The 16,426-nt window shown below is 72.5% G+C and carries 16 protein-coding genes and 1 pseudogene; 10 read left to right on the plus strand and 7 right to left on the minus strand.

Features of this window, described 5'->3' with window-relative positions; all coding sequences use genetic code 11:
- Positions 1-55 precede the first annotated feature (55 nt).
- On the plus strand, positions 56-889 hold the full coding sequence (locus ACZ6TU_RS29990) for a YhjD/YihY/BrkB family envelope integrity protein (RefSeq protein WP_467677968.1): 834 nt from the start codon (positions 56-58) through the stop codon (positions 887-889).
- A gap of 169 nt (positions 890-1,058) precedes the next feature.
- Complete coding sequence (locus ACZ6TU_RS29995; protein ID WP_469552137.1) at positions 1,059-1,817, plus strand: glycosyltransferase family 2 protein; 759 nt, start codon at positions 1,059-1,061, stop codon at positions 1,815-1,817.
- 18 nt (positions 1,818-1,835) lie between these two features.
- Here the strand turns inward: ACZ6TU_RS29995 and ACZ6TU_RS30000 are convergent, their stop codons facing one another.
- The 3 genes from ACZ6TU_RS30000 to ACZ6TU_RS30010 form a co-directional block, all read right to left on the minus strand.
- The gene (locus ACZ6TU_RS30000) at positions 1,836-2,597 is read right to left on the minus strand and encodes a PIG-L deacetylase family protein (protein WP_469552139.1); all 762 of its coding nucleotides are present in this window, start codon (positions 2,595-2,597) and stop codon (positions 1,836-1,838) included.
- Positions 2,598-2,606: 9 nt separating this feature from the next.
- Complete coding sequence (locus ACZ6TU_RS30005; protein ID WP_467677962.1) at positions 2,607-2,828, minus strand: ferredoxin; 222 nt, start codon at positions 2,826-2,828, stop codon at positions 2,607-2,609.
- A gap of 118 nt (positions 2,829-2,946) precedes the next feature.
- Positions 2,947-3,411 (minus strand): hypothetical protein, encoded by a 465-nt coding sequence (locus tag ACZ6TU_RS30010; RefSeq protein WP_469552141.1) that lies wholly within the window; start codon positions 3,409-3,411, stop codon positions 2,947-2,949.
- A gap of 358 nt (positions 3,412-3,769) precedes the next feature.
- Here ACZ6TU_RS30010 and ACZ6TU_RS30015 point away from each other — a divergent pair, with 358 nt between their 5' ends.
- Positions 3,770-7,843: an nSTAND1 domain-containing NTPase gene (locus ACZ6TU_RS30015; protein ID WP_469552143.1), complete on the plus strand. Its 4,074-nt coding sequence runs from the start codon at positions 3,770-3,772 to the stop codon at positions 7,841-7,843.
- A gap of 180 nt (positions 7,844-8,023) precedes the next feature.
- On the opposite strand, the gene ACZ6TU_RS30020 is transcribed toward ACZ6TU_RS30015, so the two are convergent.
- A complete protein-coding gene (locus tag ACZ6TU_RS30020) occupies positions 8,024-8,593 on the minus strand; it encodes a GNAT family N-acetyltransferase (protein WP_467677956.1) in 570 nt (189 codons plus the stop codon).
- Positions 8,594-8,837: 244 nt separating this feature from the next.
- Here ACZ6TU_RS30020 and ACZ6TU_RS30025 point away from each other — a divergent pair.
- Positions 8,838-9,152, plus strand: a pseudogene (locus ACZ6TU_RS30025) (GNAT family N-acetyltransferase); the annotation flags it as partial.
- Here the strand turns inward: ACZ6TU_RS30025 and ACZ6TU_RS30030 are convergent.
- From ACZ6TU_RS30030 to ACZ6TU_RS30040, 3 genes are read right to left on the minus strand one after another with little or no spacing between them, the layout of a single operon-like run.
- Entirely contained in the window at positions 9,149-9,673 is a 525-nt protein-coding gene (locus tag ACZ6TU_RS30030; RefSeq protein WP_469552146.1) for a DinB family protein, read from the minus strand. The pseudogene ACZ6TU_RS30025 and the gene ACZ6TU_RS30030 sit on opposite strands and share 4 nt — an antisense overlap.
- A gap of 9 nt (positions 9,674-9,682) precedes the next feature.
- Entirely contained in the window at positions 9,683-10,147 is a 465-nt protein-coding gene (locus tag ACZ6TU_RS30035) for a hypothetical protein (protein ID WP_467677953.1), read from the minus strand.
- Positions 10,148-10,181: 34 nt separating this feature from the next.
- On the minus strand, positions 10,182-11,048 hold the full coding sequence (locus ACZ6TU_RS30040) for a bifunctional DNA primase/polymerase (protein WP_469552148.1): 867 nt from the start codon (positions 11,046-11,048) through the stop codon (positions 10,182-10,184).
- On the opposite strand from ACZ6TU_RS30040, the gene ACZ6TU_RS30045 reads away from it, so the two are divergent.
- From ACZ6TU_RS30045 to ACZ6TU_RS30070, 6 genes are all read left to right on the plus strand, one after another.
- Complete coding sequence (locus ACZ6TU_RS30045; RefSeq protein ID WP_469552151.1) at positions 11,047-11,265, plus strand: hypothetical protein; 219 nt, start codon at positions 11,047-11,049, stop codon at positions 11,263-11,265. The two genes, ACZ6TU_RS30040 and ACZ6TU_RS30045, sit on opposite strands and share 2 nt — an antisense overlap.
- A 161-nt stretch (positions 11,266-11,426) precedes the next feature.
- Positions 11,427-12,368 carry a bifunctional MaoC family dehydratase N-terminal/OB-fold nucleic acid binding domain-containing protein gene (locus ACZ6TU_RS30050; RefSeq protein WP_467677948.1) on the plus strand — a complete coding sequence of 314 codons (942 nt, stop codon included), beginning with the start codon at positions 11,427-11,429 and terminating at the stop codon, positions 12,366-12,368.
- Positions 12,365-12,748, plus strand: coding sequence for a MaoC family dehydratase (locus ACZ6TU_RS30055; protein WP_469552153.1), 384 nt, complete (start codon positions 12,365-12,367; stop codon positions 12,746-12,748). The genes ACZ6TU_RS30050 and ACZ6TU_RS30055 overlap by 4 nt, the downstream gene beginning before the upstream one ends.
- Positions 12,745-13,917 carry a lipid-transfer protein gene (locus tag ACZ6TU_RS30060; protein ID WP_469552154.1) on the plus strand — a complete coding sequence of 391 codons (1,173 nt, stop codon included), beginning with the start codon at positions 12,745-12,747 and terminating at the stop codon, positions 13,915-13,917. The genes ACZ6TU_RS30055 and ACZ6TU_RS30060 overlap by 4 nt, the downstream gene beginning before the upstream one ends.
- Before the next feature lie 133 nt (positions 13,918-14,050).
- On the plus strand, positions 14,051-14,611 hold the full coding sequence (locus ACZ6TU_RS30065) for a SigE family RNA polymerase sigma factor (RefSeq protein ID WP_467677942.1): 561 nt from the start codon (positions 14,051-14,053) through the stop codon (positions 14,609-14,611).
- Between the two features lie 157 nt (positions 14,612-14,768).
- A complete protein-coding gene (locus ACZ6TU_RS30070; protein WP_467678222.1) occupies positions 14,769-16,412 on the plus strand; it encodes a long-chain fatty acid--CoA ligase in 1,644 nt (547 codons plus the stop codon).
- Positions 16,413-16,426 lie beyond the last annotated feature (14 nt).

A 16,426-nucleotide genomic window follows, 5' to 3' on the forward strand; every position in this document is an offset into this window, starting at 1 on the left:
CATGTGGCGTCGCGCCCTTGCGCGCCAAGTGTTCCGAACGTGGTAGTAGACAGGCATGCCGACGAAGCCTTCCGGTGCCGCGGATCGTTCGTCTCGGTTCGGGTCGCTGCACCGCGTGATCAGCCGTTCGCCACTCGGGCGCGGATGGCGGCGGAGCAGGGGCATCGAGCTGTGGTCGCGTTCGCTGGGCTTCGCGGCGCTGGGGTTCCTCACGCTGGTGCCGCTTCTGATCATCGTCTCCTCTGCCGATCCCGAGCACGGGCGGGGGTTCGCGCAGTGGCTGGGAGAAGGGCTTGGTGTGTCGAGGGCCTCCAGGCGGCAGGTCGAGCGGTTGTTCACCCCGCCCGGCCAGGCCCTGCGGACCACGACCGCGTTCGGCATCGCCGCCCTTGCCGTGTTCGGCCTGACGTTCGGGGCGGCGGTGCAGACCGGCTATGAGAAGGTCTGGGGTCTGCCGCCGGCCCGCTGGTGGGCCAGGTGGCGGCATGTGGTGTGGCTCGGCGTCCTCACCGGATACCTCTACGTCTCCGCCACCACCACGCTGCTGCGCGAACCCCTCACAGGCGGGGCCGCCGCGTCGCTGAGTGCCGTCCTCTTCCTGTGGTGGTCCCAGCGCCTGCTGCTCGGCGGGAGGGTCCGCTGGCGTGCCCTGCTGCCCGGTGCCGTGGCCACCACGATCGGGCTGCTCGGCCTGAGGGTCTTCTCCAGGCTCGTCTTCTCGCCGTTGATCGGGTCCAACACCGTCACCTACGGACCCGTCGGAACCGTCCTGGTCATCCAGTCCTGGCTGGTCGGCGTGGGCGTCGTCGTCTTCGCCGGGGCGCTGGTCGGCCGACTGCTGTACGAGGAACTGCTCCGCATGGCACACGCACTGAAACGGCGCGGCTGAGACGCGGCCGGACAGCGCGCTCGGGTTCTTCGCGCGGGCGCCGTGGGTCATACGTGGGCCACAGAGCTAGGATCGCTCCGTAATCCAGACATCTGTGCAGGTCGCGGGGGGATTTCCAGTGCGGGAGACCGACGGTCCCGACAACCGTCGTGGCAGCGAGAGTGCCGGCGTGCGCCGGCGCATCGTCGTCGTCACCGCTGTGCACCGCCCGTCGGCCCGGTTTCTGCCGGAGGCCCACAAGTCCCTGTGCGAGCAGTGGCTGCCGGAGGGCTGGGAGTGGCACTGGGTGATCCAGGAGGACGGGGAGGGCGCGGACGTACGGCCGTACGTGCCCGACGACGAGCGGGTGACCTTCCGGCAGGGCCGGGCCGGGGGGCCGGGTGTAGCCCGGACCATCGCGCTGGCGCATGCCGAGGGTGCGTACGTGAAGGTCCTGGACGCCGACGACCAGCTGACGCCGGGCACGCTCGCACGGGATCTGGCGGCGCTGGAGGCCGACCGCGGCCTCGGATGGGCGACATCGCGGGTGCTTGACCTCATGCCCGACGGGTCGACGGTCGGTTTCCCGGGCGACCCCGACGCCGGGCCGATCGAGCGCGGCGACGTGTTCGAGTACTGGAAGGCCAACGGCTTCCTCGCGCCGGTCCATCCGGCCTCGCTGTTCGTACGACGGGAGCTGTTGCTCGCCCTCGGTGGCTGGATGGCGCTGCCCGCGTCGGAGGACACGGGGCTGTTGCTCGCACTGAACGCCGTGAGCCGCGGGTGGTTCTCGGGGGAGGTGGGGCTTCTGTATCGCAAGTGGGAGGGGCAGGTGACCGGACAGACGGCCCATGTGGACCGGGCCGAGCGTCATGCCCGGATGGCGGTCGTGGAGGCCAGGGCCCGGGCGTTGGCGGGCCTTCGGTGGCCGTTTCCGGTGGGGCACTGACCTGAACCGGTCGACGGCCTATGGCTTGAGTTCCGTCCCTGTCGGCCCCATGACGACAGGATCGTGGCGGATGTACCACTCCGTGCCGAGCAACCGCTCCCGCTCGGGCCCCGGCAGTGCGGCGATCAGGCCCGGGGCGGCTCCGCGCTCCACCTCCGTGCGGTGCGCCGGCACGGCGGCGATCTTCCGCTCCAGCCAGGGAGTGACGTCGACGGTCGCCGTGACCCGGTCGTCCGGAACCGTGCGCATGGTCTTGCCCGTGGGCACCAGGTGTCCGCCCCATGCCCGGACGGCGGAGTGCGGGTGCGTGGCCAGGTACAGGGCGCTCGGCTGCCAGGGCTCACCGGTGTCCGGGTAGAGGCGTTCGAGTCGGGCGGCGTGGGCCGCCAGCAGGGTCACGCGGTGGGTGTGCACATGGTCCTCGTGACCGGTCAGGCCGCCGTAGGCGTCGTGCGTGACGATGATTTCCGGGCGGAAGTCCCGGATCTGGGCGACCAGGCCGCCTACCGCCTCGTCGAGCGGGGCGTCGCACAGGCGCGGTCTGCCCGGGGCCGACCGTGGGACGCGGGAGTCGGCGTGACCCAGCATGCGTGGCTCGCGGGCGCCGAGGATGTGGAGCGCGTCGGCCAGTTCCGCGGCGCGCGGGGTGTCCGCCGCCCAGGTGGTCGTGACGACCGCCGTGCGGGCCCCCGCCGCCGCGTGCCGGGCGAGGGTGCCGCCCGCCATCAGGGACTCGTCGTCGGGGTGGGCGAAGACCGCGAGCAGACTCGGTACCGGCACCGGCCCTCGCTACGGACGGTCCGGTGCCGAGGCCGCGTCCGTGATGCTGATGGCCTGGCTGGGGCACTTCTCCGCCGCCTCCAGGATCTCCGGGGCGTCGCCCGTCTGTTCGTGGCCCGGGCGGACGACACCGAATCCGTCGACGAACTCGAAGACCGCCGGGGCCCTGTGGACGCACTCGGCGGAGCCGTAGCAGAGCTCGCGGTCGACAGAGACCTTCTGTCCCTTCATCCCCTCATCCCCCTCGTTCCCCCACCGGCCGATACCGGAAGCCGGTGGGACCCGAGGGGTTGACTGCCCAGCGCGAGGCCGGCTGAACCGGTCCGGCCCAGGGCCCGGCTGACAGGCCTCAGCGCGCTCCGGCCGCCGCGAGCCAGTGGGCGATCCGGCGTACGGCGGCCTCGTCGAGCCGTTCGACGAGTGCCTGGACGGTCGCGTCGTCCTCGGGGGAGAGGTCGTAGAGGCCCGCCTTGCTCAGACCGGACATGAGGATCTGGTGGCGGCGGCCGGTCATGCGTTCCGCCAGTTCGGCCGGTTCGGCGGCAGAGGGTTCCGGACTCGGCCGGGACGACGCCGCCTGCTTCAGGGGCGCGCCGAAGCGGTGCCACTCGCCGTCCTTGGGGCCCCACAGGGCGATGGTCACCTCGTCCCCACGCGCGCGCAGTGTCTGTGTCATCTCGCCGAGGGCGTGCAGCACGGGCGACCGGTGGGGCGACTCAGCGGCTGCCCGCCAGCTCTGCGCGGCCGGCTGGTAGAACATCGCCACCCAGCGCGGGGCGCCCTGCGGTCGTGGGCTCTCGGGACGTGTCTCCACTGTGCTCACCCCTGTACGTCGCTCCGGAAGCGGTACGGCAGGCCGGCCTTGGCAACGGCAGGCAGACCATAGCTGACGGATCGTCAGTTATCCAGGGTTGTAGAGCGCGGTCCGATGGGGAGGATCACCACGTTGTTCGGCACCGGTCCCTCCCCTCGTGGGGACCGGTACCGAACGGTGGAGCCACGGTCGTCTGACTCCGCTGGAGGCTGACCGGATTAGCGCGCTGCTGCGTCCGGATCCTGCCAGTTCCAGCCGCCGACAAGGAGCGTCCGGTTCCGGGTGGGCGATATTGCCGCAGGTCAGACGTATAGAGTGAGTTTTCCGGTCCGGACGTCCAGGCGCGGGGAGTTAAGGAGTGGAGACCTTGGGTTCCGACTCCGGGGCACGCACCGCCTTCGCGGAGCGCCTCGCACTGCTGTACAAGGAAGCCGGGAACCCTCCACTCAAACGTGTGTCCGAAGCGGTCGTCCGGCTCCAGCGGGTCGACGAACGCGGGCGTCCCGTGCGGGTGTCCGCGCAGCGCATCAGCGACTGGCGCCGGGCCCGGAACGTACCCGCTCAGTTCACCGCCCTCGCGGCGGTGCTGTACGTGCTGGTCCCCGAGGCGCGGCGCGCGCGGCCCACGCCGGTGTCCCCGGGCCTGTACGACCTCGGTCAGTGGCAGCGGCTGTGGGAAGCCGCGGTGGCCGACCCGGTAGGCGAGCGCAGCACGGCGTCCGTGGAGCAGGAGCGGTCTGCCGCCGAGGGCCCGCCCGCGCCCGGCGGGGTGTGCCCGTACCGGGGGCTGGCCTCGTACCGCAGGGAGGACGCCCGGTGGTTCTACGGCCGGGAGCGGAGCACGGACGCGCTCGTCGCCCAGCTTCGGGCCGTGGCGGAGACGGGCGGCCTCGTCATGCTCGTGGGGGCGTCGGGGGCGGGGAAGTCCTCGCTGCTGAACGCCGGGCTGGTGCCCGCAGTGCGGGACGGCGCGCTGGGCGAGGACCTCGATGGCGGCGACCCCGGTAGCAGTGGCGGCGGCGAGGGCGGCCGGGCCACGGAGGTCGTGCAGCTCGTCCCCGGCGGTGATCCGCTGGCGGAGCTGACCCGGTGCGTCCCCGACCTGGGGCCGGTCGTCTCGGCCATGGTCGCCGCCGACGAACCGGCCGCGGAGGACATCGTCGTCCGCACCAGGGTGGGCCCGCGCGTCCCGAGGGGCCCTGACGTCCGTGCCGCCGTCGCCGCCTGGGCGCGGCGCGAGGCGCCGGCCGGTGCGCGGCCGGTCGTCATCGTGGACCAGTTCGAGGAGCTGTTCACCCTCTGCCCCGACGAGGCGGAGCGGCGTGCCTTCATCGAGGTCCTGCACGCCGCCTGTTCGCCGGGCGGCGACGGTGATCCGGCCCCGGCGGTCGTGTTGCTGGGCATACGGGCCGACTTCTACGAGCAGTGCCTCAGGCATCCCGAACTGGCCGACGCGCTCCAGCACCGGCACATGGTGCTCGGGCCCCTGACCACCGCGGAGCTGCGCGAGGCGGTGACCGGCCCGGCCAAGGCCGTCGGCCTGGAGCTGGAGCCGGGCCTGGCGGAGCTGATCGTCCGGGAGGTGAGCGCCGACGGCCCGCGCGGGGCGCACGACGCGGGAGTGCTGCCGCTCCTCTCGCACGCCCTGCTCGCCACCTGGCAGCGCAGGAAGGCGGGCCGGCTGACGCTCGCCGGGTACCGCGCGGCCGGCGGCATCCAGGGCGCGGTCGCGGCGACCGCCGAGCGGGCCTGGTCCGGTCTCGACCCGGCGGCGCGCACGGCGGCCCGGCTGCTCCTGCTCCGGCTGGTCCGGCTGGGCGAGGACACCCAGGCCACGCGCAGGCGGGGCACCCGGCGCCAGTTGGCGAACGAGTCGACCGACCCCGGCAAGACCGAGGAGTCCCTGGAGGCGCTGGTCCGCGCCCGGCTGGTGACGCTCGACGCGGAGACGGTGGAGATCACCCACGAGGCGCTGCTGCACGCCTGGCCGCGGCTGCGCGACTGGATCGACGAGGACCGGCAGGGCAACCTGCTGCGCCAGCGCCTGGAGGAGGACGGCCGGGCCTGGGAGGAGTCGGACCGCGACACCTCACTGCTCTACCGGGGCTCCCGGCTGGAACAGGCCCACGGGTGGGCGAAATCCGCCGGGGACACGTTCCTGACCCGGAGCGCGGTGGAGTTCCTGGCCGCCTCGGTCCGGCTGCGCCGACGCATCATCTGGATCAGCCGGGGCGCGGTGGCGGCCCTGGTCGTGCTGGCGGTGCTGGCCGTCGGAGCGGCCGTCGTCGCCTGGAAGCAGCGGAACGAAGCCGTATTCGAACAGGTGCTCGCCCAGGCCGATCGCGTCCAGGACACGGATCCCTCGCTGTCCGCGCAGCTCGACCTGGTGGCACACCGGCTGCGGCCGGACGACAAGGGCGCGAACAGCCGCCTGCTCTCCATCGTGAACGCCCCGCTGGCCACGCCGCTGGTCGGCCACACCGGCGCCGTCTACCTCACCACGTTCAGCCCGGACGGACGGACCCTGGCCACCGCCAGCTACGACCGGACCGTACGGCTGTGGAACGTGGCCGACCCCAAGCGTCCGAAGCCCCTGGGCAAGCCCCTCACCGGCCACACCAGCTGGGTGAGCAGCGCGGTCTTCAGCCCGGACGGCCGCACCCTGGCCAGCGCCGCCGACGACGGCACGATCCGGCTGTGGGACGTCACGGACCCCGTCCACCCGCGGCCGCTCGCCCGGCCGCTGACCGGCCATGACGGCACGATCTACCTGATCGCCTTCAGCCCGGACGGGCGCACGCTGGCCTCTGTCGGTGACGATCACACCGTACGGCTGTGGGACGTCGCCGACCCGAAGCGTCCGAAGGCCCTGGGCAAACCACTCACCGGGCACAAGGCCGCCGTGCGCTCGGTGGCGTTCAGCCCGGACGGCCGGACGCTGGCGGCCGGTGGTGACGACGGCACGATCCGGCTGTGGGACGTGACGCGACCCCGGCGTCCGGAGCCGGTCGGCCGGCCGCTGACCGGCCACACCGACACGGTGCACTCCGTGGCCTTCAGCCCCGACGGCCGTACGCTCGCCAGCGGCAGCGCGGACGACACCGTCCGGCTCTGGAACATGGCCGACCGGCGTCGCCCGGCACCGATGGGAGCGCCGCTCACCGGCCACACGGGGGCCGTGTGGTCCGTGGCCTTCAGCCCCGACGGAAGCATGCTCGCCGCCGCCAGCGCGGACAGCACGGCGAGTCTGTGGAAGGTCAGTGATCCGGCGTACCCGTCGCAGGTCGGCGGGCCCCTGGCGGGCAGCAGCGGCGAGATGTACGCGCTCGGCTTCAGCCCCGACGGGCGCACCCTCGCCACCGGGACGGGCGACAACAAGGTCCGCCTGTGGGCGCTTCCGACGTCCGACATGGTCGGCCGGACCGGAACGTTCCGGCCGGACGGGCGGGTGCTCGCGACGGCGGCGCTCGACGGACGGGTCCGGCTGTGGGACGTGCGGAAGCCCGGCAGACCCGTGCCGATGGGCGAGCCGTTCCTGCCGAAGGGCGGCGTAGGCTCCCTGGAGTTCTCCACGGACGGCCGCACCCTCGCGGTGGTGACGGGAAACCGGACCCTGCAGTTGTGGAACGTCGGGGATCCGGACCGCCCCGTCCCCCACGGGGCGCCCATCCCCCTGTCCATCCGGTTCGCCGACCCGCTGGCCTTCAGCCCGGACGGGCGCCTCCTGGCGACCGCCTACGACGACCGCACCATCCGGCTGTGGGACATCGACGACCCGTCCCGCCCCCGTCCGCTCGGCGCGCTCCTCACCGGTCACAAGGGCTACGTCAACTCCCTCGTCTTCAGCCCGGACGGGCATACGCTCGCGAGCGGCAGTGCCGACGGCACCATCCGGCTGTGGAACGCGACGGACCCCGGACACGCCGTCCTGCGCGGCGCACCTCTCAAGGGCCACCTCGGAGCCGTCAACGTCCTCGCCTACAGCCCCGACGGGCACACGCTGGCCAGCGGCGGCGACGACAACTCGGTCCGGCTCTGGGACATCGAGGACCCCTCCAACGCCTCGGAGCAGACGAGCCTCACGGGCCACACGGAGGCGGTCGTGTCACTGACCTTCAGCCGGAGCGGCCGCACCCTGGCCAGCGGCGGCAACGACAGCAGCGTCCGGCTCTGGAACGTCTCCGACCCCGCCAGGGCCGGCGCGATCGGCCAGTCGATGAGCCCCAACGCCAAGAGCGGCACCTTCCTGGCGTTCAGCCCGAACAGCCACATGCTCGGGGTGTCGAGCGGCACCGACACCATCCGGCTCTGGAACCTGGACGTCGACGAGGCCGCACGCCGCGTCTGCACGATGACCCGGGGCGTGCTGACGCCGGAGGCCTGGCGCGAGTACCTGCCCCGGCTGTCCTACGACCCGCCGTGCGAGCCCTGACGGGGCCGGGCCACACAACGGGCCGCGCAATCACGGCAGTTGAGTGATGCGAGTCACAACACCGGCTTTACTGACGAACAGTCGGTTCCGATGGGCAAGCGCTTGTTACCCTTGGCCATAGCCCGACCGCTGGTGCATCCCCCGTCGCCAGCGGTCGGGCCTTTGTGTGTGCGCGTGGCCTCACAGGTCGAGCCGCATCAGGATCCGGGGGTGGCCGGCCAGCACCGAGGTGGTGTCCGCCGCGTAGCTGAAGCCGGCCCGCTCGAAGTTCTTCCGGAGGCCGGCGTACGCCATCGTCAGGTCGACCTTGGCGTCGCCGTTGTCCAGGGGGTACGCCTCGATCGCCGGTGCGCCGTGGGCGCGGGCGAACTCGACGGCGCCGGCGATGAGGGCGTGCGAGATGCCCTGCTTCCGGTGACCGGGGCGCACCCGGACGCACCACAGCGACCAGACGGGCAGGTCGTCGACGTGCGGGATCTTGCGGTTGCGGGCGAAGGAGGTGTCCGCGCGCGGGGCGACGGCGGCCCAGCCGACCGGCTCGTCGCCGTCGTAGGCGAGCACGCCGGGCGCGGGATCCTTGTGACACAGCCCGGCGACGTATTCACCGCGGGCCGGTCCGCGCAGTTCGTTGTTGAGCTTGGACGGGATCCGGTAGCTCAGGCACCAACAGACGTTCGCCCCGGGCGACTTCGGGCCGAGCACGGCACGGACGTCCTCGAAGTCCGAGGCCGGACGAACGTCGATACTCATGCCACCACGATCTCACGCAGCGCGCGGCCGCGCCGCTCGTCCAGGCCCTCCAAGCCGGCGAGACGGCCTGGCTGAACGCGTTGTAGAACGGCTGGGCCATGCCGGCGAGCGCAGAGGCGCCCTGCGCGAACGGCGTGATCGGGTCGATCACCCCGACGGGCTGCCGCCACCACCGCCGGGTTCGGCGGCCAGGGCGGAGGAACCCCCCTGAAGGACGACGAGCGCGACGAGCAGAACAGCGGCTCGGATGGTGCGCTGTGACGCCACCACCCTGCTCGTGGCCCGGGCGGGTGGCGCGATCGCCGGCACCCTGACCCTCGTGCTGCTGCCCCTGCCGTCCGGGCTGAGGGGCCGCGTCGAGGACGTGGTCGTCGACGACGCGGTGCGCGGGCAGGGCGTCGCGGGCCTGCTCATCGAGGAGGCCTTGCGGATCGCCCGCGAGGCCGGGGCCCGTACGGTCGATCTCACTTCCCGGCCGGACCGTGCCGCCGCGAACCGCCTCTACGAGCGGCTCGGATTCCGGGCCCGCGAGTCAACGGTCTACCGCACATCGCCTTAGGCGGAGGCCGCTCGCAGCAGTCGCAGCTGGCCGATCTCGGTCACGTTCTTCATCAGTTCCGCGTTCACCCAGGCCACCATGTGCGCGACGGTGTACTGAGGATCGTCGGGCCAGGGGAACGCTGCCGTGGCGTCCAGGTCGGTGTCGGTGAGGTCGTCCAGGACGGCCAGCCACTGTGTGCGCAGGCCGCGCAGCCACTCGATGGCCGGTGTGCCCGCGCCGGGCCACTCGACGTCCGTGCGGTCGCGGGGCGGGCGGCCCTGGGCGTGGTCGAGGGCCACGCTCCACCACCAGCCGATGTGCCAGCTCACCCAGGCGATGGTGGGGACGGGCACGGGGTCGGGCTCGGTGTCCGCCCAGTCCGGTATCCAGGTGCCGTCGGGGCCCCTGCGCATCGTCCAGCAGAGCGGCACCGGCTCCCAGAGGAAGTCCTCCGGCTCCAGCCGCTCCAGGTGGTACTCGAACAACGACCATGTCAACTCGAACTGCCAGCGCGGTAGTTCCGTACGGGAAACGCTCATCGGACGACCCTACGCAAGCGCCCGGGCGTCCCGGGCCAGTCCCGCCCAGTCGAGGTCCCGCAGCCCGGGCTCCGCGTCGCAGTCCGAGGGCAGGCGAGGCGTGGCCTGGAACCAGAGAACAGTGAGACGGGAGCGGTACGCGACCGGGTCGCGGGCCGGATCGAGAGCCGTGGAGTGGAACGTGCCGACGCAGGCCACGGCGGGCAGGACCTCGACGGGCCCGAGGCCGCCCGCGTACTGGTCGGGGTATGCGCGCGGCGGCGGGACCAGGTGCACCGGCGTGCCGGGGCGGGCCCGCTCGGCGGCGCGCAGCAGCCGTCGGATCCGCAGGTCGTTCACCGGCTTGCAGGGATAGCCCTCCAGCAGGTCGCCGTACGTCGACGTGAACCGCAGCTCGGCGAGATCCACCGAGCGGCCGGAGGCCAGGACGAGGCGGGCGAGCGCCAGGGCCGGCGATGTGGCGTGCTGTCGCATGGAGGTCTTTCGGTGCTCATGGACGGGGTGTCACTCACGGCCGATGCCCCGTCATCCGCGCCGCCGACGCGATCGTCGCCCGGGCCTCGCGCTCGGACAGGCCGGTGCCCCGCGCGGCCTCGACCAGGGCGTCCACGAGTACGGGGCCGATGCCGTCCTCGTAGGCCCGGCAGGCCGCCCAGAACAGCCGGGTGTTGCGCTGGCCCTCGTGCGCGGCGAGGACGAACTGGACCAGGCCCTGGCCGTGTCCGCCGGTCGTCGGGGGCGTGGGGTGGTGGGCGCGGGGCGGCGGGAGGAGCAGGCGCAGGAGGGAGCGCGGGCAGGGTGCGGGGGCCAGGTGCGCGCTCCCCGGGGCCGCGGCGTACACGCCCTGGCCGGTGCGGGAGCCGGGGCCCACGAGGTAACCGCCGGCGCCCCGGATGTCGATGCCGGGCGCGAGACGGCCCGCCGAGTTGGGGACGACCACGTCGGGCGGGCCGCTCAGCCAGAGGTGGCGACCGCCGGACGGGGTCACGACGACCACCGTCGGCGGGATGGTGAACAGATGCCGCAGCGCCAGCTCGCGCAGGGCGGCCGAGGAGTCCGCACCGGTCTTCACGTCCAGGTCGACGCCGATCAGATGGTGCGGGGGCAGGCCGCAGGCGATGCCGTACCCGGTCGCCCAGGGCGCCGCGGCGAACAGTTCGCGGATGCGGGCCGGGTCGCTGGAGGCGTCGTAGACCCCGTGGCCGAGCCGGCCGCACTCGCCGTGGCAGGGGGAGGGGGCGCGGTCGTCGCGGTGCGGGGAACGCAGCGCCGGGAGCTTGGTGCGGGACAGGGGGATGACGGCCAGTCCGCGTTCGGCGGCTGACAGGGCGTGTACGAGGGCCAGCGTCGTGGCCTGCCGGTCGGTGGTGGCCATGCTCCTAGTTTCGTACGTACGTTCGAAAAAGGAAAGAGGGAGCGGGTGTGACGCGCCGGGGCGGAGAGCCGGACGGGCGGCCACCACCCGGCAGCAGGCCGTCGGTGAGGGTGCCTCCAACCAGAGCGACACCGCCCAGGCCGACGGCTCGGCGTTCATGGCCGTCAACCAGGGCGACGCCGACGCCGCCGCCGGCTTCGCCCCGCTGTGGTGGTGAGCCGAGCGGACCGGTGTACCGGCGTCGGCCCGCGCCCTGTGCGGGTGTGCTTCGTGGGGTGGCGAGCGCCTGTGCGGCGGTACCTCGGTGCCGCCGCGCGGGCGTTTTCGCGGCTGCGGGGGCCTTGACGTGGCCGTGGATCTGACGGACAGTCAGAAACCGTGAGTGGTGAGCCGGAGGTCCACGAGGAGTTCGAGGCGCGCCTGAAGGCCTACGAGGGCCGCCCGGCCGCCGCCACCGAGGTCGGCCGGGACCCCGTCAACGAGCCGATGATCAGGCACTGGTGCGAGGCCATGGGCGACACCAATCCCGCGTACACGGGCCCGGACGCCATCGCTCCCCCCACCATGCTCCAGGCGTGGACCATGGCCGGTCTCTCCCGCCGCCCGGAACGCACGGCGGCGTACGACGAACTCCTCGGCCTGCTCGACGAGTCGGGCCACGACGCGGTCGTCGCCACCGACTGCGAGCAGGAGTACCTCCGCCCTCTGCGCCCCGGGGACGAGATCACCTTCGACTCGGTGATCGAGTCGGTGTCCGGCCGCAAGACCACGAGGCTCGGGACGGGCTACTTCGTCACCACCCGCACGGACATCAGGGCGGGCGGCGAACTCGCCGGCACCCACCGCTTCCGCATCCTCAAGTACGCCCCCGCACGCCGCCCGAAGAAACCGGAGGAACGCCGCCCGCGCCCCGTCGTCAACCGCGACAACGCCGGCTTCTGGGAGGGCGTGGCGCGCCACGAGCTGCTGATCCAGCGCTGCACCGGCTGCGGCACCCTGCGTTTCCCCTGGCTGCCGGGCTGCAACAGCTGCGGCTCCCTGGACTGGGACACCGTCGAGGCGAGCGGCGAGGGGACGGTCTACTCCTACGTCGTCATGCACCACCCGCCCTTCCCGGCCTTCACCGCATCCGATCACGCCGCTGCCGCGGCGGGTCCTTACGCGGTCGGGCTGATCGAGCTCGCGGAAGGGGTGCGGATCGTCAGCAACGTGGTGGGGGTGCCGTACGACAAGGTGCGCGTCGGGATGCCCGTACGGCTCCTCTTCCGGCAGTACGACGACGAGCTGGTGCTGCCCGTCTTCCAGGGGGTGACGCGGTGAACACCGGCGACCGCCTCCCGCCCCTGGAGATCCCGATCACCCGCACCCTGATCGTCGCCGGGGCGATCGCCTCCCGGGACTACCAGGACGTGCATCACGACCCGGAACTGGCCCGGCAGAAGGGCTCCCCCGACATCTTCATGAACATCCTGACGACCAACGGTCTGGTCGGGCGGTACATCACCGACCACTTCGGGCCCCGGGCCGTGCTGCGCCGGGTGGCGATCCGGCTCGGCGCGCCCAACCACCCCGGCGACACGATGGTGCTGACGGGCACCGTCGAAGAGGTCGACGGGGACATGGTGACGGTCCGGGTCGTCGGCGCGAACGGCATCGGCGAGCACGTCACGGGCGCGGTGACAGTGAGGGTTCCGGAATGAGCCTGAGACGGCGGGACGGTCTCGGCGGGCGCGCCGCCATCGCGGGCATCGGGGCCACCGAGTTCTCCAAGGACTCGGGCCGCAGCGAACTGTGCCTGGCCGTCGACGCGGTGCGGGCGGCCCTGGACGACGCGGGGCTCACCACCGCCGACGTGGACGGGATGGTCACGTTCACCATGGACACCAGCCCCGAGATCACCGTGGCCCAGGCGGCGGGCATCGGCGAGCTCTCCTTCTTCTCCCGGATCCACTACGGCGGTGGCGCGGCCTGCGCCACCGTCCAGCAGGCGGCCCTGGCGATCGCCGCGGGAGTGGCGGACGTGGTCGTCTGCTACCGGGCGTTCAACGAGCGCTCGGGCCGCCGCTTCGGCTCCGGGGTACGGCACCGGGAGCCGTCGGCGGAGGGCGCGGCGCTCGGCTGGGCACTGCCGTTCGGCCTGCTCACGCCGGCCTCATGGGTGGCGATGGCGGCCCAGCGGTACCTCCACACCCACGGGTTGACACCGGAGGCCTTCGGGCACGTGGCCGTGGTCGACCGCAGATACGCGGCGACCAACCCGGCGGCCTATTTCCACGGCCGGCCCATCACCCTGGCCGAGCACGCAGCGTCCCGCTGGATCGCCGAGCCACTGCGGCTGCTGGACTGCTGCCAGGAGACGGACGGCGGGCAGGCGCTCGTCGTCACCTCCGTGGAGCGGGCGCGCGACCTGCCCCATCCGCCCGCCGTGATCGCGGCGGCCGCCCAGGGCGCGGGACGCGCGCAGGAGCAGATGACCAGCTTCTACCGCGACGACCTGACCGGCCTGCCCGAGACCGCGGTGGTGGCCCGGCAGCTGTGGCGGACCTCGGGGCTCGCGCCCGCCGACATCGACGTGGGGATCCTCTACGACCACTTCACGCCGTTCGTGCTGATGCAGCTGGAGGAGTTCGGCTTCTGCGGCCCCGGCGAGGCGCCGGACTTCGTGGCCGAGGAGCGCCTGCCGCTCAACACGCACGGCGGGCAGCTGGGGGAGGCGTACCTGCACGGCATGAACGGGGTGGCGGAGGCCGTCCGGCAGATCAGGGGGACGGCGGTGAACCGGATACCGGGGGCGGAGAGGGTCCTGGTGACGGCGGGGACGGGCGTGCCGACGTCGGGGCTCGTACTTACCGCCGACCCCCAGGGGTGAACCCGCAGTACGCCGGGCCCCCCGCTCCACCTACAGGAGGTCCAGCAAGCCCTACTCCTACAACCTGAGGGGGACCCCGCTTCGGGACCTGCGGCCGATCCGCTGACGGCGGCCCCGCTCATAGCGTTGAGCCATGACCACACTCGTCTGCACCAGCGCGTCGAAGGCCGCTGCACCAGCGGCGCGGGCTCTTCCGTACCCGTCGTTCTCGTCGTACGTCAGGGCCCGCCAGCCGGTGCTGCTGCGTACCGCCCGCTCGCTCACCGGCAACCCGAGCGACGCGGAAGACCTGTTGCAGACCGCGCTCGCCAAGACGTACGTCGCCTGGGAGCGCATCGAGGACCACCGCGCCCTCGACGGCTATGTGCGCCGGGCGCTGCTGAACACGCGGACGTCGCAGTGGCGCAAGCGCAAGGTCGACGAGTTCGCCTGCGACGAGCTGCCCGAGCCGGAGCCGGTGCGCGGCGCCGACGACCCGGCCGAGCAGCAGGCGCTGCGCGACGCGATGTGGCGGGCGATCATGCGGCTGCCGGCCCGGCAGCGGGCGATGGTCGTCCTCAGGTACTACGAGGACCTCAGCGAGGTCCAGACGGCCGAGGTGCTCGGCGTTTCGGTGGGCACGGTGAAGTCGGCCGTCTCCCGCGCGCTCGGCAAGCTCCGCGAGGACGCTGAGCTGGGGCTTGTGCGTCAGTGAGCGGATGTGTCGGTCGGCGGTGAGCGGTTCCGTCGGTAGCCGTGACGTGATCGATCGCCCGGGGCTAGTGACATACCGCGCGGTATGTGCGCAGAATCAGCGCAACCTTTACCACCGCGTAGGCAATGTCGCCCGGGAGGACGCCGTGCTGAGCACCATGCAGGACGTACCGCTGCTGATCTCGAGGATCCTGACCCACGGGTCGACGATCCACGGGACATCACAGGTGACCACCTGGACCGGTGAGGACGAGCCGCACCGCCGCTCCTTCGCCGAGATCGGCGCCCGCGCGGCCCAGCTCGCACACGCCCTGCGCGAGGAGCTCGGCGTCGCCGGCGACGACCGGGTCGCCACCCTGATGTGGAACAACGCGGAGCATGTGGAGGCCTACTTCGCGATCCCCTCCATGGGCGCGGTCCTCCACACCCTGAACCTCCGGCTTCCCCCCGAGCAGCTGGCCTGGATCGTCAACCACGCGGCCGACCGCGTGATCATCGCCAACGGTTCGCTGCTCCCCCTGCTGGCCCCGCTGCTCCCGCACCTGAAGACGGTCGAGCACGTGGTCGTCTCCGGGCCCGGGGACCGCTCCCTGCTCGCGGACGCGACCGCGCGGGTCCACGAGTACGACGACCTGATCGCCGGGAAGCCCTCCTCGTACGACTGGCCGCAGCTGGACGAACGCCAGGCCGCCGCCATGTGCTACACCTCCGGCACCACCGGCGACCCCAAGGGCGTGGTCTACAGCCACCGCTCCATCTATCTGCACTCCATGCAGGTCAACATGACCCAGTCGATGGGCCTGACCGACGAGGACACCTCGCTGGTCGTGGTGCCGCAGTTCCACGTGAACGCCTGGGGCCTGCCGCACGCGACCTTCATGACCGGCGTGAACATGCTGATGCCGGACCGCTTCCTCCAGCCGGCCCCGCTCGCCGCGATGATCGAGAGCGAGAAGCCGACCCACGCCGCCGCCGTCCCGACCATCTGGCAGGGCCTGCTCGGCGAGCTGACCGCGCACCCCCGCGACGTCTCCTCCCTCACCCAGGTCACCATCGGCGGCTCCGCCTGTCCGCCGTCGCTGATGGAGGCCTTCGACAAGCTGGGCATGCGGGTCTGCCATGCCTGGGGCATGACGGAGACGTCCCCGCTCGGCACGGTCGCCCGTCCCCCGGCCGGTGTGGCCGGTACGGAGGCGGAGTTCGCCTACCGCCTCACCCAGGGCCGTTTCCCGGCCGGTGTCGAGGCCCGGCTGACCGGCCCGGGCGGCGAACGCCTTCCCTGGGACGGCGAGTCGGCCGGCGAGCTGGAGGTGCGCGGCTCGTGGATCGCCGGCGCCTACTACAACGGCCCGGACGCCGACCCCCTCCGTCCCGCCGACAAGTTCAGCGAGGACGGCTGGCTCAAGACGGGCGACGTGGGGACGATCTCCCCCGACGGCTACCTCACCCTCACCGACCGGGCCAAGGACGTCATCAAGTCCGGCGGCGAGTGGATCTCGTCGGTGGAGCTGGAGAACGCCCTCATGTCCCACCCGGAGGTGGCCGAGGCGGCCGTCGTCGCCGTCCCCGACGAGAAGTGGGGCGAGCGCCCCCTGGCCACGGTCGTCCTCAAGGAAGGCTCCACCGCCACCTTCGAGACCCTGCGCGCCTTCCTCGCCGCCGAGGGCGGGATCGCCAAGTGGCAGCTCCCGGAGCGCTGGACGGTCATCCCGGCGGTGCCGAAGACGAGCGTCGGCAAGTTCGACAAGAAGGTGCTGCGCAGGCAGTACGCGCAGGGGGAGCTGGACATCACCCGGCTCTGACCTCCGGGGACGCA

The organism is Streptomyces sp. NPDC052064, assembly GCF_055585925.1.

Bases quoted from the DNA above. Each gene is read 5' to 3' on its own strand.
- ACZ6TU_RS29990 (WP_467677968.1), top strand. From the start codon at position 56: ATGCCGACGAAGCCTTCCGGTGCCGCGGATCGTTCGTCTCGGTTCGGG.
- ACZ6TU_RS30005 (WP_467677962.1), bottom strand. From the start codon at position 2,828: ATGAAGGGACAGAAGGTCTCTGTCGACCGCGAGCTCTGCTACGGCTCC.
- ACZ6TU_RS30020 (WP_467677956.1), bottom strand. From the start codon at position 8,593: ATGAGTATCGACGTTCGTCCGGCCTCGGACTTCGAGGACGTCCGTGCC.
- ACZ6TU_RS30030 (WP_469552146.1), bottom strand. From the start codon at position 9,673: ATGAGCGTTTCCCGTACGGAACTACCGCGCTGGCAGTTCGAGTTGACA.
- ACZ6TU_RS30035 (WP_467677953.1), bottom strand. From the start codon at position 10,147: ATGCGACAGCACGCCACATCGCCGGCCCTGGCGCTCGCCCGCCTCGTC.
- ACZ6TU_RS30045 (WP_469552151.1), top strand. From the start codon at position 11,047: ATGCTCCTAGTTTCGTACGTACGTTCGAAAAAGGAAAGAGGGAGCGGG.
- ACZ6TU_RS30040 (WP_469552148.1), bottom strand. From the start codon at position 11,048: ATGGCCACCACCGACCGGCAGGCCACGACGCTGGCCCTCGTACACGCC.
- ACZ6TU_RS30060 (WP_469552154.1), top strand. From the start codon at position 12,745: ATGAGCCTGAGACGGCGGGACGGTCTCGGCGGGCGCGCCGCCATCGCG.
- ACZ6TU_RS30065 (WP_467677942.1), top strand. From the start codon at position 14,051: ATGACCACACTCGTCTGCACCAGCGCGTCGAAGGCCGCTGCACCAGCG.
- ACZ6TU_RS30070 (WP_467678222.1), top strand. From the start codon at position 14,769: ATGCAGGACGTACCGCTGCTGATCTCGAGGATCCTGACCCACGGGTCG.